The organism is Streptomyces sp. GL_140 (assembly GCF_057834465.1).
This window is the reverse complement of record NZ_CM174404.1, coordinates 2,575,758-2,590,808: the sequence shown is the minus strand read 5'-3', so window position 1 is coordinate 2,590,808 and position 15,051 is coordinate 2,575,758. Positions and strand designations below refer to the sequence as shown.

Below are 15,051 nucleotides of genomic sequence, written 5' to 3'. Positions count from 1 at the left end.
CTTCCCGTACGCCAAAACCGGAGGCTACATTGCCGCAAACCGAAAGCCTTTAGGTTTTCGGCTTCCCGACGCCTGCCGTTCGCAGAAGGGTGCCTCCGCATGCCCGAAACGCCGGAATCGACAGCCGCCAGACCCGCCGACACCTCGGCCACAATGGCCGCCCCGGCCGCTCCCGACGCCACCGCTCCCACCGCCACCGCCCCCTCCCTCCACCGCGCAGCACTCGGCACCGCCGACATCTCCTTCTTCGTGGTCTCCGCCGCCGCCCCCCTCACCGTCATGGCCGGCGTGGCCCCCGTCGCGATCCTGCTCGGCGGCATCGGTGCCCCCGCCGGATACCTCCTCGCGGGCCTGACCCTCGCGGTCTTCGCGGTCGGCTTCACCACCATGAGCCGCCACGTCCGCAGCGGCGGCGCCTTCTACGCGTACATCGCCCAGGGCCTCGGCAAGCGCGTCGGCATCGGCGCCGCCCTGCTCGCCCTCATCGGCTACAACGGCATGGAGATCGGCGTCTACGGCCTCCTCGGCACCACCACCGCCGACACCGCCCACGCCCTCGGTGGCATCGACGTCCCCTGGCTGCCCGTGTCCCTCGCCGGGCTCGCCCTCATCTGGTACGGCGGCTTCCGCTCCATCGACTTCGGCGCCAAGCTGCTCGGAGTCCTGCTCGTCGCCGAGACCGGGATACTCGTCCTGCTCGCGGGCGGCGTCCTCCTCAAGGGTGGCGCCCACGGTCTCTCCGCCGGCTCCTTCGCCCCCGGCGCGGTGCTCGTCCCCGGCACCGCGGCCGTCCTGGCCTTCGCCTTCGCCGCCTTCACCGGCTTCGAGTCCACGGTCATCTACCGCCGCGAGGCCCGCGACCCCGATCGGACCATCCCGCGCGCCACCTACATCGCCGTCGCCTTCCTCGGCCTCTTCTACGCCTTCATCGTCTGGACCGTCATCCAGGCCTTCGGCTCCGAGGAGGTCATCGCCGCCGCCACCGAAGACCCCGGCGGCCTCTTCTTCACCGCCATCACCACCTACGTGGGCCCCTGGGCGGCCGACCTGATGCACGTCTTCATCGTCACCAGCGTCATCGCCTCCCTCCTCGCCTTCCACAACGCCATCAACCGGTACGTGCTCGCCCTCGCCGAGGAGGGAGTCCTGCCCGCCGTCCTCGGCCGGATCCACCCGCGCCACGGCTCCCCGTACCTCGCCGGACTCGCCCAGACCGCCCTCGGCGCCGTCATCGTGCTCGGTTTCGCGCTCGCCGGAGCCGACCCGTACCAGCAGCTCCTGCTCTGGGTGAACACCCCGGGCATGATCGGCCTCATGGCCCTGATGCTGCTGGCCGCCATCGCCGTACCCGTCTACTTCCGCCGGATCAGCCACGACGAGGGGCCCTGGCGGACCCTGGTCGCGCCCGTCGTCGCCGCGGTGCTGCTGGCCGTCGCGATCTGCCTGGTGGTCTCCAAGGTCAACCTGTTCACCATGGCCTCCACCACCGTCGACACCGTCCTCGTCGCCCTCGTCCCCGCCGTGTTCCTGGCCGGCCTCGCCCTGGCGCAGCGGCTCAAGACCCGCCGCCCCGAGGTCTACGCCCGGTTCGCAGAAGAGCCCGAAGAGCCCGAAGAGCCCGAAGAGCCCGTAGAGCCGGTGGAGCCCGAATCCGAGACCCCCGTAGGAGAAGCCCCGTGCCCGCTGCCGACATCGTCCTGACCGGAGCCCGCGTCCGCACCCTCGACCCGGCCCGCCCCGAGGCCCGCGCGGTGGCCGTGCTCGGCGGCGAGATCGTCGCCGTCGGCGAAGAGGCCGACGTGCGCGACTGGCGCGGCCCCGGCACCGAGGTCGTCGACCTCGGCGGCGCCACCCTCACCCCCGGTCTCACCGACGCCCACAGCCACCCCGTCTGGGGCATCGAGATGGCCACCGGCACCGACCTCTCCGCCGTCGGCGACCTCGACCAGCTGCGCGCCGCCCTGCGCACGGCCGACCGGGGCCCCGGCGGCTGGGTCACCGGCTTCGGCCTCGACCACAACGCCTTCGGCGGCCGCCCCGTCGACAAGGAGCTGATCGAGGAGGCCCTCGCCGGGGCCCCCGCCTTCCTGCGCCTCTACGACGGCCACTCCGCCCTGGCCTCCGGCGCGGCCCTGGCCGCCGCCGGGATCACCGGTCCCCGCACCTTCGCCCAGCGCTCCGAGATCGTCTGCGACGCTGCCGGGCGGCCCACCGGCCATCTGATCGAGCACGCCGCCATGGACCTGGTCGGCTCCCTCGCGCCGAAACCCTCGTACGCCGAGCGCCGCGACCGCCTCACCCGGCTGCTAGGCGACATGGCCGCCACCGGCCTGACCGGCGCGCACGTCATGGACCTCGGGGACGGGGACGTACCGGCCCTGCTGTCGACCGTGGAGTACGAGGGTGACCTGCCGCTGCGGCTGAAGCTCGCGCCCTGGTGCATGCCGGGCGCCACTTCGGACGACCTGGAGGAGCTGATCGAGCTCCAGCGGCTCATGGGCCGGCACTGGCAGGTCGGCGGCGTGAAGTTCTTCATGGACGGCACGGTCGAGGGCGGCACCGCCTGGCTGGAGCACGCCGACTGCCACGGTCAGGGCACGGACGCCTTCTGGCCGGACCCGGACGCCTACGCCGAAGCGGTACGGGTCCTCGACGCGGCCGGGGTCCGCACCGCGACCCACGCCATCGGCGACGCGGCGGTCCGGCACGTCCTGGACACGGTGGCGGGGCTGGGCCCGCGGGCCCGGATGCGGCACCGGATCGAGCACATCGAGACGGTACCCGACGACCAGCTGAAGCGGTTCGCGCAGCTCGGGGTGATCGCCTCGATGCAGCCGCCGCACACCGCGTACACCCGGGCCGACCAAAGCGACGAGTGGTCCAGGCGGCTGGGCGGGGAGCGGGCCGGCCATGCCTGGCGCTGCCGCGACCTGCGCGACGCGGGCGCGGTGCTGGCCCTCGGCTCCGACTGGCCGATCGCCCACTACGACGCCCGCCAGGTGCTGTCCATCGCCCGCAGCCCGCGCGGCGCGGCCTCGGCCGGTACGGGGGCCGGGCCGGGCGCGGCCCTGACGGGGCTGATGGCCCTGGAGGGGATGACCTCGCACGCCGCGCTGGCGGCGGGGGAGGGACGGGTGGCGGGCCGGATCGCGCCCGGGTTCCGGGCGGACCTGACCGCCTTCGGCGCGGACCCGGTGGACGCGGCCCCGGACGAGGTGGCCGGGGCCCCGGTCCGACTGACGATGTCGGGCGGCCGGATCACCCACCGGGAGGCGGCGCTCTGATCAGATCCCGGCGGTGGCCAGGCGGCTGCGGAGCTCCTCGTCCGAGACGTCGGCGAGGTGGGTCAGGAAGACCCACATGTGACCCGAAGGATCCTTCAGGATGACGGTGCGGTCCCCGTGGAACATGTCCGTCGGCGGCTGGAGGACCTCGGCACCTGCGGCCTGCGCCCGCTCGGCCAGCGCGTCGACGTCGGCGACGAACACGTGCAGGGTGACGGACGTACCCCCGCCGAGCGCGGCCGGGGCGGCGAAGGACCCCGCCTCGGCCACCTCCAGGCTGGCGTCGCCCAGCATCAGGACCGACGGCCCGATGCTGATCTCGGCGTGCAGGATCCCGCCGCCGGGGGCGTCGATCCGGAACTGCTCGACGGCGCCGAAGGCCCGCTCGTAGAAATCGATGGCCGCGGCGGCGTCGTCGACCATGATGTGCGGGATCACGGCGTGGCGGTAGCGCTCGGGGACGACGGGGCTCTCGGGGTGGGCTGCGCGCTCGGTCACGGGGAACTCCTCCTGGAATGCCGCCGGTCGGTTCCGGCGGCCTCAGGAACGACCGTAAAACCTCAAGCTTCCTTGAGGTCAAGCAGTCGTGGGGCCCTGGAGCGGATCGGCCCGGACGGGGCTCAGTTCCGGAAGCGGCCCAGCGCGGGGAGGTTCAGGAGGGCCGCCGTCACCGGGTGGCGGCCGGTCTCCTCCGGCTTGCGCGGCAGCCGGTGGGGGAGGGACCCGTACCAGGCGCGGGAGACGGTGAAGCCGAAGGCCAGGCAGAGCATGCCGCCCACGGCGTCGAGCCAGAAGTGGTTGGCGGTGGACACGATCACGATCAGCGTCGCCGCCGGGTAGAGCAGGCCCAGGATCCGGGCCCAGGGGGCGGAGGCGACCGCGAAGATCGTCAGCCCGCACCAGAGCGACCACCCTATGTGCATGGAGGGCATGGCCGCGTACTGGTTCGACATGTGCTTGAGGTTGCCCGAGGCCATGGAGCCCCAGGTGTGGTGGACCAGCACGGTGTCGACGAAGTCCTGCCCGTTCATCAGCCTGGGCGGCGCGAGCGGGTAGAAGTAGTAGCCGACCAGGGCCACGCCCGTGGTGGCGAAGAGGACCAGGCGGGTGGCCGCGTAGCGCCCCGGATGGAAGCGGTAGATCCACACCAGGACGCCGATGGTCATGATGAAGTGGAGCGTGGCGTAGTAGTAGTTCATGCCCACCACCAGCCATGTCACCGAGTTGACGGCGTGGTTGACCGTCTGTTCCACGGCGATGCCGAGCGTGTGCTCCGCCTTCCAGATCCAGTCGGCGTTCGCGAGCGCGGCCGCCTTCTGTTCGGGTACGGCGTTGCGGATCAGCGAGTACGTCCAGTAGCTGACCCCGATGAGCAGGACCTCGAACCAGATCCGGGGTCGCCGGGGTGCGCGGAGCCGTGAGAGCAGGGTTCGCTCGGACGACGCCGGGCGGTTCTGGTCCTCGGTCACGGTGGGTGACGAGGCGTCCGTCCGGGTATCCAGTGTTTTCACGCTCGCTTCACCCATAGGAAAAGAGTCTGCCAGATGCGTTCTCGCCTCCGATCATCCCTCGGGACGGTCTTGGGCGCAGCATGTCCACCTCACGGACTACTGGAAGCCTTGTGCCCCAAGGATTTCGGGACCAGGAGGACTCAGGGTTCTCCAGGGGGCCCGGGGGTCCCCGGGGGCGGGGAGTGCCCAGCGGGCCCTCAGGGGCGGACGGGGCCCCGGCCCTGCTGAGGCCCCGAGGCCGTCGACCCGCGGACCACGAGCTCGGGCATGAAGACGAACTCGCTGTGCGGAGCCGGCGTCCCCCCGATCTCCTCCAGCAGGGTCCGCACCGCCGCCTGGCCCATGGCCTGCACGGGCTGGCGGATGGTGGTCAGCGGCGGATCGGTGAACGCTATGAGCGGTGAGTCGTCGAAGCCCACGACCGAGACGTCCTGCGGGACCTTCAGCCCCTGCTGGCGGGCGGCCCGGATCGCGCCGAGCGCCATCATGTCGCTCGCGCACACCACCGCCGTGCAGCCCCGCGAGATCAGCGCGGCCGCGGCGGCCTGGCCGCCCTCCAGCGTGTAGAGGGAGTGCTGGATGAGCTCCTCGACCTCTTCCTCGCCGAGTCCGAGCCGTTCCTTCATGCCGAGCCGGAAGCCCTCGATCTTGCGCAGCACCGGCACGAACCGCTTGGGTCCGACGGCCAGCCCGATCCGGGTGTGCCCGAGCGCGGTCAGGTGGGTCACCGCGAGCTGCATGGCGGCCCGGTCGTCGGGGGAGACGAAGGGGGCCTGCACCTTGTCGGAGAACCCGTTGATCAGGACGTACGGGACGCCCTGGCCGCGCAGTTGGTCGTAGCGGCCCATGTCGGCCGTGGTGTCCGCGTGCAGCCCGGAGACGAAGATGATCCCGGAGACCCCGCGGTCCACGAGCATCTCGGTCAGTTCGTCCTCGGTGGACCCGCCGGGCGTCTGCGTGGCCAGCACCGGGGTGTACCCCTGCCGCGTCAGCGCCTGGCCGATGACCTGGGCGAGCGCCGGGAAGATGGGGTTGTCCAGCTCGGGGGTTATGAGTCCGACGAGTCCCGCGCTGCGCTGGCGCAGGCGTACGGGGCGTTCGTACCCGAGCACGTCGAGTGCGGCCAGTACGGATTCACGGGTGCCTGCGGCCACACCGGGCTTGCCGTTGAGCACGCGGCTGACTGTGGCTTCGCTGACCCCCGCCTGGGCTGCGATGTCGGCTAGCCGTGCGGTCACGGATAGGACTGTACCGGTCACGCGTCACGTTGGTAACCGAGGTGCACGGGGGTTCCTACGGGGCCCCGGGGTGCGGTCGCGCGGCAGTGCCGCTGGAAGCGCTTGCAAGCCGTGAGGCGGCCGACTCGCGGGTCGAACCGGGCGAAGGAGGGTATCCGTTCCCTGGTGGAGGGCCCGGACAGTCGAAGAAGGTTCGAATCAACAGCAAGCTGCGGCAACCGTACGGACACACGGATGTAACGATCACCGGGTCTTGCAGAAAATTGCCGCAAGGTCTTTCGGTCGGCTTGCAGGCTTGTTACGTTCTCGGCAACTCGGGACCGCGAGGCGCGGCCGGGATCATCGAAGGAGTTCATATGCGGCGTGGCATAGCGGCCACCGCGCTGGTCGCGACTCTGGCGCTCGCGGCGACGGCTTGCGGCGGTGACACCAAGGACGGCAACGGCGGCGCCAAGGCCGACGGGGAGCTCTCCGGCACCGTCACCTGGTGGGACACCTCGAACGACGCCGAGAAGGCGTCCTTCCAGAAGCTCGCCGAGGCGTTCACCGCCAAGCACCCCAAGGTGACCGTCAAGTACGTCAACGTCCCCTACGGTGACGCCCAGAACAAGGTCAAGAACGCCTTCAGCAGCGGTTCCGAGGCCCCGGACGTCATCCGCTCCGACGTGGGCTGGGTCGCCGACTTCGCCGCCCTCGGCTACCTCGCCGAGGTCCCGGCCGACACGGCCAAGAAGGTCGACGCCGAGTTCCTGCCCCAGGCCGCGGCCAGCGGTAAGTACGAGGGCAAGACCTACGCCGTCCCGCAGGTCATCGACACCCTCGGCCTCTTCTACAACAAGAAGATGCTCGCCGACGCCGGCGTCCAGCCCCCCAAGACGCTGGAAGAGCTGAAGACCGCCTCCGCCGCCATCAAGGCCAAGACCGGCAAGGCCGGCCTCTACCTGCGCGGCGACGACTCCTACTGGTTCCTGCCCCTCATCTACGGAGAGGGCGGCGACCTCGTCGACGCGAAGACCAAGACGGTCACCGTGGACAACGCGGCGGGCGTCAAGGCCTTCAAGACCGCCCGCGACCTCGTCACCTCGGGTGCGGCGATCACCAACGCCACCGACGGCTGGGTCAACATGCAGACCGCCTTCAAGTCGGGCGAGGCCGCGATGATGATCAACGGCCCGTGGGCCGTGGCCGACAGCTACGCCGGCGACCAGTTCAAGGACAAGTCCAACCTCGGCGTCGCCGCCGTCCCGGCCGGCTCCGTCAAGGCCGGCGCCCCGCAGGGCGGCCACGACCTGGCCGTGTACGCGGGCTCCAAGAACATCGCCGCCGCGAACGCCTTCGTCGACTACATGACCTCGCAGGAGGTGCAGGTCCAGTCCGCCAAGGAGCTGAGCCTGCTCCCGACCCGGACCGCCGCCTACGAGCAGCCCGACGTCAAGTCCAGCGAGATGGTCCAGTTCTTCAAGCCGGCCGTGGACAAGGCCGTCGAGCGCGCGTGGATCCCGGAGAACGGATCCCTCTTCGAGCCGCTCAAGGTCGAATACACCAAGGCGATCACCGGGGCGTCCAGCCCGGAGGACGCGGCCAAGGCGGCCGGCGTCGAATTCCGCAAGATCCTCAAGGGTTGGAAGTAGCGAAGAAGATGGCTGCTCACACCAGCCAGTCCGTGGCGAAGGCCGCGGGCGGCGAGGCCGGCCCCGATGCCGGCACCGCCGCCCGCGGCCGGAGCCGCAGGACTGCCAACAGGACCGGCGGCGGGACCGACGGCAGGACCGGCACCAGGAACCGCCCCGGGCTGAAGCGGGCGCTGGCCACCCACTGGTACGCCTGGGCCATGGTCACCCCGGTGGTGCTCGTGCTCGGCGTGATCATCGGCTGGCCCCTCGTCCGCGGCATCTACCTGTCGCTGACCGACGCCACCGAGCGCAACGTCGGCCGCACCATCGGCGCCAACCACATCGAGGCGACGTACCAGTTCGTCGGACTCGACAACTACGCCGCCGTCCTGGCCGACCCGGTGTTCCTGCAGCGGCTGGTGTGGACGGTGCTGTGGACCGTCGCCTGCGTGTCGGTCACCTTCACGCTCGGCCTCGGCCTCGCCACCGTGCTCAACCGCGAGTTCAAGGGACGCGCCGCCTACCGGATGGCACTCATCCTGCCCTGGGCCGTCCCCGGATTCGTCTCCGTCTTCGCCTGGCGGTTCCTCTTCAACCGCGACAACGGCATCCTCAACAAGATCCTCGACGGCGGCGGCATCTCCGCCGTCCCGTGGCTCGACGACCCGACCTGGGCCAAGTTCTCGGTCATCGCCGTCAACGTCTGGCTCGGCATCCCCTTCATGATGGTCGCCCTGCTCGGCGGCATGCAGTCGATCCCCGGCGAGCTCTACGAGGCCGCCGAGATGGACGGGGCGAGCCCCTGGCAGCGCTTCCGCCACATCACCCTGCCGGGACTGCGCACGGTCAGCATGACCGTGATCCTGCTCTCCACCATCTGGACCTTCAACATGTTCCCGGTGATCTTCCTGCTCACCCGGGGCGGACCGGGCGACTCCACCGAGATCCTGGTGACCCAGGCCTTCCGCGAGGCGTTCGTGACGAGCCCGCGCGACTTCGCGGTCTCGGCGACCTGGGGCGTACTCATCCTCCTGCTGCTCATGATCTTCGCGCTGGTCTACCGGCGCTCGCTGCGCAAGCAGGGAGAGGTGTGGTGACCGTGACGACCTCCACGACTACGGCCCCTGTCCGCCCGCGCGGCAAGCGGTCCCCGCTCGCCTCCGCCGGCCTGCACGGCACCCTGATCGTCGCGTCCGTGATCGCCGTGTTCCCGGTGCTGTGGGTCCTGCTGACCTCCCTCAAGCCCGCGAAGCACGCCATCACCACGGACTTCGTGAAGGAACCCACCCTCGACAACTACCGCTACCTGGTGGAGTCGACCTCCTTCCTCAGCTGGTTCGGCAACTCCGTCCTGGTCGCCGGCATCACCACCGTCCTCGGGGTGTTCATCGCCGCCACCACCGGATACGCCGTCAGCCGCTTCAAGTTCCCCGGAATGAAGCCGCTGATGTGGACCCTGCTCATCACGCAGATGTTCCCGATGGCCATCCTCATCGTCCCGCTCTACAACCTCATGGGACAGCTCGGACTGCTCAACCAGCCGCTCGGCCTGGTCATCACCTACCTCACCATCGCCGTGCCGTTCTGCGCCTGGATGATGAAGGGCTTCTTCGACACCATCCCGGTCGAGATCGACGAATCGGGGCGGGTGGACGGGCTCAACCCCTTCGGGACCTTCTGGCGCCTCATCCTGCCGCTGGCCAAGCCCGGCCTCGCCGTCACCGGCTTCTACGCCTTCATCACGGCCTGGGGCGAAGTCGCGTACGCCTCCGCCTTCATGGTCGGGGACGAACACCTCACCCTGGCCGGAGGCCTGCAGACCTTCGTCACCCAGTACACCTCCAACTGGGGTGCCATGAGCGCGGCCTCCGTCCTCATCGCCATCCCCGCGGCGTTCTTCTTCCTCTTCGCCCAGCGTCACCTCGTCGCCGGGATGACGGCAGGCGCGACCAAGGGCTGACGCCCTCGCGAGCACGGGCTGACCACCCGCCGCCTGCCCCCTCTCACCCCCGGCCCGACCTCTCCAAGGACGACATGACCCAGCACCTCGCCGCCGAAACCTCGTGGGACGGCCTCCCCACCTCCACCGGCACCCGGCCCGGCTGGTGGAGAGAAGCGGTGATCTACCAGGTCTATCCGCGCAGCTTCGCCGACTCCAACGGGGACGGCATGGGGGACCTCGAAGGCATCCGCACCCGACTGCCCTACCTCAAGGAACTGGGGGTCGACGCCGTCTGGCTCAGCCCCTTCTACGCCTCCCCGCAGGCCGACGCCGGCTACGACGTCGCCGACTACCGGGCCATCGACCCGATGTTCGGCAGCCTCCACGACGCCGACGCCGTCATCCGCGAAGCGCATGAGTTGGGCCTGCGGATCATCGTGGACCTGGTGCCGAACCACTGTTCCGACCAGCACGAATGGTTCAAGCAGGCGCTGCGCGAAGGGCCTGGTACGCCGCTGCGCGAGCGCTTCCACTTCCGGGAGGGGCGGGGAGATGGAGGGGCGGAGCCCCCGAACGACTGGGAGTCGATCTTCGGCGGGCCCGCGTGGACGCGGGTCGCCGACGGCGAGTGGTACCTGCACCTGTTCGCGCCCGAACAGCCCGACTTCAACTGGGAACACCCGGCCGTCCAGGACGAGTTCCGATCCATCCTGCGGTTCTGGCTCGACCTCGGCGCCGACGGCTTCCGCATCGACGTGGCCCATGGACTGGTCAAGGCGCCCGGTCTGCCCGATCTGGGGCGGGGGGAGCAGCTGAAGCTGCTGGGGAACCAGGTGCTGCCCTTCTTCGACCAGGACGGGGTCCACGAGATCTACCGCTCCTGGCGGAAGGTGCTGGACGAGTACGCCGGCGACCGCATCGGCGTCGCCGAGGCCTGGACGCCGAGCGCCGACCGCACGGCCATGTACCTGCGCCCCGACGAACTGCACCAGGCCTTCAACTTCCACTACCTGAACACCGGGTGGGACGCCGAGGCGCTGCGCGCCACCATCGACGAGTCGCTGGACGCCATGCGTCCGGTGGGGGCGCCGACGACGTGGGTGCTGTCCAACCACGATGTGGTGCGTCATGTGACGCGGTACGGGGGCGGGGAGCAGGGTCTGGCCCGGGCGCGGGCGGCCGCGCTGCTGATGCTGGCCCTGCCCGGGTCGGCGTACGTCTACCAGGGCGAGGAACTGGGCCTGCCCGAGGTGACCGAGCTCCCGGACTCCGTCCGTCAGGACCCGGCCTTCGCCCGCGGCGAGGGCCAGGACGGGCTGCGCGACGGCTGCCGCGTCCCGATCCCGTGGTCGGGCGCCGAAGCCCCGTACGGCTTCGGCGACGGTGGCAGCTGGCTGCCGCAGCCGGCCGAGTGGGCCGGTCTGAGCGTGGCCGCCCAGACCGGAGACCCCGCCTCGACCCTGGAGCTCTACCGCACGGCCCTGCGGCTGCGCCGGGAGCGGCCGGAGCTGGGCGCGGGCGACGGGGTGGAGTGGCTGGAGGCCCCGGAGGGCGTGCTGGCCTTCCGGCGGGGGGCGTTCGTCTGCACCGTCAACACGACGGCCGAGCCGGTGCGGCTTCCCGTGCCGGGCACGGTGTTGTTGTCCAGCGGGCCGGTGCCGGTGCACCTGCCATTGGTTCTGGGTGAGCCCCTGTCCCTGCCCGGCGACACGGCGGTGTGGTGGCAGGGGTGACCTCACCTCTTCGGCTGACGGACATCGCCTCGCAGGCCGCGGTCAGCGAGGCGACCGTCAGCCGTGTGCTCAACGGCAAATCGGGCGTGGCGTCCGGCACCCGTCACAAGGTGCTGGCCGCCATGGACCTGCTGGGCTACGAACGCCCGGTGCGGCTGCGGCGGCGCAGCAACGGCCTGGTCGGCCTGCTGACCCCGGAGCTCACCAACCCCATCTTCCCGGCGTTCGCCCAGGTCATCGAGCAGGCCCTGGCCGGGCACGGCTACACCCCGGTGCTGTGCACGCAGACCCCGGGCGGAGCCACCGAGGACGAGCTGGTGGAACAGCTGGAGGAGCGCGGGGTCACCGGCATCGTGTTCCTGTCGGGGCTGCACGCGGATTCTTCGGCGGATCCGTCGCGCTACCAGCGGCTCGCGGGGCGGGGGGTGCCGTTCGTGCTGATCAACGGCTTCAACGAGCAGGTCCAGGCACCCTTCATCTCCCCCGACGACCGCGCGGCGGCGGAGATGGCGGTCCGCCACCTGGAGGACCTGGGCCACCGCAGGATCGGCCTCGCCATAGGGCCGACGCGCTACGTGCCTTCGGCGCGCAAGGAGGCGGGCTTCGTCGCCGCCTGCCCCTCGGCCCCGGCCGAAGGGCTGATCCAGCGCACCCTGTTCACGGTGGAGGGCGGCCACGCCGCGGGCGGAGCCCTCCTCGACCGGGGCTGCACGGGCATCGTGTGCGGCAGCGACCCGATGGCGCTGGGTGTCGTACGGGCGGCGCGCGAGCGGGGGCTGCGCGTGCCGGAGGACGTCTCGGTCGTCGGGTTCGACGACTCCCCGCTCATCGCCTTCACGGACCCCCCGCTGACCACGATCCGCCAGCCGGTCCGCGCCATGGCCACGGCGGCGGTCGGAGCCCTCCTTGAGGCGGTGGCCGGCACCCCGGTCCAACGCACGGAGTACATCTTCCAGCCGGAGCTGGTGGTCCGGGGGTCCACGGGGCAGGGGCCGGGGGGGTAGGGCTGGGGGGTTGGCTTGGGCTGCGGGTGGGTCGGTGGCTTCGACGGTCCCTGGGGGCGTCCCTCAGGGAGACGGGCGGCGCATCACCACGCGCCAGACGCCGGATTTCAGGCCCGCTGGTGCCATGTCCCACGACTCGGTGGTCCAGCCCTTTGCCTCCAGCGTTGCTACGCCCCAGAAGATCTGGGCGGGCGCTGACGCGCCGCCCCGCGCTATCAGGAGCAGGTGGGAGTACGGGTACGCGTCGAGGGTGTTCGGGTCGGACTGGAGGGTCTCGACGTGTACCGCTCCTTCCGTGAGGAGGGCTTGGGCTGCTGCATCGTCGGCAGTCGGGTTTTTGTCCGGGCGCATGGCTCACACTGTGGCACCCCGTGTCCGTGATGATGTGCGGATGGTTGAGGAAGCGCATGCCGTGCGGTTGGTTCGGGCGTTCGTGGAACGGCGCAACGCGGAGGCGCGGGTGGCCGGGTCGCCTGCGGTGGAGACGGTGGTCTCGGGGGTGACGGAGCATCCGTTGTGCTGGGTGGTGGGCGTGGACAGTGCGGAGTACGTGCGCACAGGCGATCCCGGTTGCCGGCTGGTGGGTGGGAGTCTGTATTTGGTGGACCGGGTCAGTGGTGGGCTCTACGAGATCAATGGGCGGGCCTTCGCCGTTGAGGACTGGGAGCCCGGCTACCGGCAGTTGGTCCGGGGCGAGTCGGCGGGCTCCGGTGGGGTGCGGCGGTTGTTCCGGCGGGGGGCGCGCGGGGGCGGCGTGCAGTGGGTTGCTCCCGCGGGGGGTCCGTACTTCTTTTGATGTCTTCGGGGTTTCCTGTGGCGCCCGTTCAGCCCTGACGCCGTTCCGAAACAATTCTGCAATCTCTTGCGCAAGGTCTTGCAGGGCTTCCTCCTGGCACCTACGGTCGCTCCAATCCCCAACTCGGCCGTGACCGGTCCCCACCCGGCTCCGTGCCTCTCCGCCAGGAGGAACACCGCATGTTCACCCGTGCTCGCGCCGTCAGAGCCGCCGCCGCGCTGCTCTCCGTATCCGCCGTATCCGCCGGAGCCGCCCTCGCCGTCGTCGGTGGGCCCGCGTCGGAGGCCTTCGCCTCCGCGCCCGGGGAGAAGGACGTCACCGCCGTCATGTTCGAGTGGCGGTTCGACTCCGTGGCCAAGGCCTGTGGCGACAGCCTCGGGCCCGCCGGGTACGGGTACGTGCAGGTCTCGCCGCCTCAGGAGCACATTCAGGGGGCGCAGTGGTGGACCTCGTACCAGCCCGTGAGCTACAAGATCGCCGGGCGGCTCGGCGACCGGGCCGCCTTCAAGGCGATGGTCGACGCCTGTCACGCGGCCGGGGTGAAGGTCGTGGCCGATTCGGTGATCAACCACATGGCGGCCGGGGATGGGGTGGGGACCGGGGGGAGTTCGTACACGAAGTACAACTACCCGGGCGTCTATTCCGGTTCCGACATGGACGACTGCCGGGCGACCATCTCCAACTACGCCGACCGCGCCAACGTGCAGAACTGCGAGCTCGTGCAGCTCGCGGACCTGGACACCGGTGAGGAGTACGTGCGGGGCCGGATCGCTGGTTATCTCAATGATCTGTTGTCGCTCGGGGTGGACGGATTTCGGATCGACGCCGCCAAGCACATGCCTGCCGTCGACCTCGCCAACATCAAGTCGCGGTTGTCCAACCCGGGTGTGTATTGGAAGCAGGAGGCGATCTACGGGGCTGGGGAGGCCGTGTCGCCCTCCGAGTACCTCGGGAACGGGGACGTGCAGGAGTTTCGCTACGCCCGGGATCTGAAGCGGGTCTTCCAGAACGAGAACCTCGCCTACCTGAAGAACTTCGGGGAGGCGTGGGGGTACATGCCGAGCGGGCAGTCGGCCGTCTTCGTCGACAACCACGACACCGAGCGCGGTGGCGACACGCTCAATTACAAGGACGGCTCCTCCTACACGCTGGCGAGCGTCTTCATGCTCGCGTGGCCCTACGGGTCTCCCGACGTGCACTCGGGTTACGAGTGGACCGACAAGGATGCCGGGCCGCCCAACGGGGGCGCTGTGAATGCCTGTTATGCGGATGGGTGGAAGTGCCAGCACGCCTGGCGGGAGATCTCCTCCATGGTCGGCTTCCGCAACTCCGCGCGCGGGCAGGCCGTCACCGACTGGTGGGACAACGGCGGCGACCAGATCGCCTTCGGGCGGGGTGCGAAGGCCTATGTGGCCATCAACCACGAAGGGTCGGCGCTGACCCGGACGTTCCAGACCTCGCTCGCCGCCGGCGACTACTGCGACGTGCAGAGCGGGCGCGCGGTCACCGTGGACTCCGGCGGGCGGTTCACCGCCACCCTCGCCGCCGGGACGGCCGTGGCCCTGCACGTCGGTGCTCGTAGTTGTGGTTCCGCCTCTACGCCGACCTCTACCCCGACCCCGACTCCTACGGTCGCCGCCGGGGCTTCCTTTGCCGTCAATGCCACGACGGTTCTGGGCCAGAACATCTACGTCACCGGCGACCGGGCCGAGCTCGGCAGCTGGAACACCGGCAGCGCGCTCAAGCTCGACCCGGCCGCCTACCCGGTCTGGAAGCTCGACGTCACGCTCCCGCCCGGCACGGTCTTCGCGTACAAGTACGTCCGCAAGGACGCCGCCGGAAACGTCACCTGGGAGAGCGGAGCCAACCGCTCCGCCACGGTCCCCGCCAACGGCAAGGTCACGCTGACCGACACCTGGCGCAACTGACC

13 protein-coding genes are annotated in these 15,051 nt (G+C 70.4%); 9 read left to right on the top strand and 4 right to left on the bottom strand.

Annotated elements, in window-relative coordinates; all coding sequences use genetic code 11:
* The first annotated feature begins 99 nt into the window (after positions 1–99).
* Positions 100–1,701 (top strand): APC family permease, encoded by a 1,602-nt coding sequence (locus AC3IYJ_RS12115; protein ID WP_489401314.1) that lies wholly within the window; start codon positions 100–102, stop codon positions 1,699–1,701.
* Positions 1,677–3,284 carry an amidohydrolase gene (locus AC3IYJ_RS12110; RefSeq protein ID WP_489401313.1) on the top strand — a complete coding sequence of 536 codons (1,608 nt, stop codon included), beginning with the start codon at positions 1,677–1,679 and terminating at the stop codon, positions 3,282–3,284. Before AC3IYJ_RS12115 ends, AC3IYJ_RS12110 begins: the two co-directional genes overlap by 25 nt.
* On the opposite strand, the gene AC3IYJ_RS12105 is transcribed toward AC3IYJ_RS12110, so the two are convergent.
* The 3 genes from AC3IYJ_RS12105 to AC3IYJ_RS12095 form a co-directional block, all read right to left on the bottom strand.
* Positions 3,285–3,782, bottom strand: a complete 498-nt coding sequence (locus AC3IYJ_RS12105) for a VOC family protein (RefSeq protein ID WP_489401312.1) — start codon at positions 3,780–3,782, stop codon at positions 3,285–3,287.
* A 122-nt stretch (positions 3,783–3,904) separates the two neighbouring features.
* Positions 3,905–4,810, bottom strand: coding sequence for a phosphatase PAP2 family protein (locus AC3IYJ_RS12100; RefSeq protein ID WP_489401311.1), 906 nt, complete (start codon positions 4,808–4,810; stop codon positions 3,905–3,907).
* Positions 4,811–4,992: 182 nt separating this feature from the next.
* Positions 4,993–6,033 (bottom strand): LacI family DNA-binding transcriptional regulator, encoded by a 1,041-nt coding sequence (locus tag AC3IYJ_RS12095; RefSeq protein WP_489401310.1) that lies wholly within the window; start codon positions 6,031–6,033, stop codon positions 4,993–4,995.
* A 356-nt stretch (positions 6,034–6,389) separates the two neighbouring features.
* Here AC3IYJ_RS12095 and AC3IYJ_RS12090 point away from each other — a divergent pair, with 356 nt between their 5' ends.
* The 5 genes from AC3IYJ_RS12090 (at position 6,390) to AC3IYJ_RS12070 (ending at position 12,325) form a co-directional block, all read left to right on the top strand.
* Entirely contained in the window at positions 6,390–7,664 is a 1,275-nt protein-coding gene (locus AC3IYJ_RS12090) for an extracellular solute-binding protein (protein ID WP_489401309.1), read from the top strand.
* Positions 7,665–7,672: 8 nt separating this feature from the next.
* A complete protein-coding gene (locus AC3IYJ_RS12085; protein ID WP_489401308.1) occupies positions 7,673–8,743 on the top strand; it encodes a carbohydrate ABC transporter permease in 1,071 nt (356 codons plus the stop codon).
* Positions 8,740–9,606, top strand: a complete 867-nt coding sequence (locus tag AC3IYJ_RS12080; RefSeq protein WP_489401307.1) for a sugar ABC transporter permease — start codon at positions 8,740–8,742, stop codon at positions 9,604–9,606. The genes AC3IYJ_RS12085 and AC3IYJ_RS12080 overlap by 4 nt, the downstream gene beginning before the upstream one ends.
* A 74-nt stretch (positions 9,607–9,680) precedes the next feature.
* Entirely contained in the window at positions 9,681–11,321 is a 1,641-nt protein-coding gene (locus AC3IYJ_RS12075) for a glycoside hydrolase family 13 protein (RefSeq protein WP_489401306.1), read from the top strand.
* Entirely contained in the window at positions 11,306–12,325 is a 1,020-nt protein-coding gene (locus tag AC3IYJ_RS12070; RefSeq protein ID WP_489401305.1) for a LacI family DNA-binding transcriptional regulator, read from the top strand. Before AC3IYJ_RS12075 ends, AC3IYJ_RS12070 begins: the two co-directional genes overlap by 16 nt.
* Positions 12,326–12,388: 63 nt before the next feature.
* Here the strand turns inward: AC3IYJ_RS12070 and AC3IYJ_RS12065 are convergent, their stop codons facing one another.
* Positions 12,389–12,676: a hypothetical protein gene (locus tag AC3IYJ_RS12065; RefSeq protein ID WP_489401304.1), complete on the bottom strand. Its 288-nt coding sequence runs from the start codon at positions 12,674–12,676 to the stop codon at positions 12,389–12,391.
* Between the two features lie 40 nt (positions 12,677–12,716).
* Between AC3IYJ_RS12065 and AC3IYJ_RS12060 the strand changes: the two genes are divergently transcribed.
* Together AC3IYJ_RS12060 and AC3IYJ_RS12055 are read left to right on the top strand one after the other, a co-directional pair.
* Positions 12,717–13,121, top strand: coding sequence for a YrhB domain-containing protein (locus AC3IYJ_RS12060; protein WP_489401303.1), 405 nt, complete (start codon positions 12,717–12,719; stop codon positions 13,119–13,121).
* 179 nt (positions 13,122–13,300) lie between these two features.
* Positions 13,301–15,049 (top strand): carbohydrate-binding module family 20 domain-containing protein, encoded by a 1,749-nt coding sequence (locus AC3IYJ_RS12055; protein WP_489401302.1) that lies wholly within the window; start codon positions 13,301–13,303, stop codon positions 15,047–15,049.
* Positions 15,050–15,051 lie beyond the last annotated feature (2 nt).

Bases quoted from the DNA above. Each gene is read 5' to 3' on its own strand.
- AC3IYJ_RS12115 (WP_489401314.1), top strand. From the start codon at position 100: ATGCCCGAAACGCCGGAATCGACAGCCGCCAGACCCGCCGACACCTCG.
- AC3IYJ_RS12100 (WP_489401311.1), bottom strand. From the start codon at position 4,810: ATGGGTGAAGCGAGCGTGAAAACACTGGATACCCGGACGGACGCCTCG.
- AC3IYJ_RS12090 (WP_489401309.1), top strand. From the start codon at position 6,390: ATGCGGCGTGGCATAGCGGCCACCGCGCTGGTCGCGACTCTGGCGCTC.
- AC3IYJ_RS12085 (WP_489401308.1), top strand. From the start codon at position 7,673: ATGGCTGCTCACACCAGCCAGTCCGTGGCGAAGGCCGCGGGCGGCGAG.
- AC3IYJ_RS12075 (WP_489401306.1), top strand. From the start codon at position 9,681: ATGACCCAGCACCTCGCCGCCGAAACCTCGTGGGACGGCCTCCCCACC.
- AC3IYJ_RS12065 (WP_489401304.1), bottom strand. From the start codon at position 12,676: ATGCGCCCGGACAAAAACCCGACTGCCGACGATGCAGCAGCCCAAGCC.
- AC3IYJ_RS12060 (WP_489401303.1), top strand. From the start codon at position 12,717: ATGGTTGAGGAAGCGCATGCCGTGCGGTTGGTTCGGGCGTTCGTGGAA.
- AC3IYJ_RS12055 (WP_489401302.1), top strand. From the start codon at position 13,301: ATGTTCACCCGTGCTCGCGCCGTCAGAGCCGCCGCCGCGCTGCTCTCC.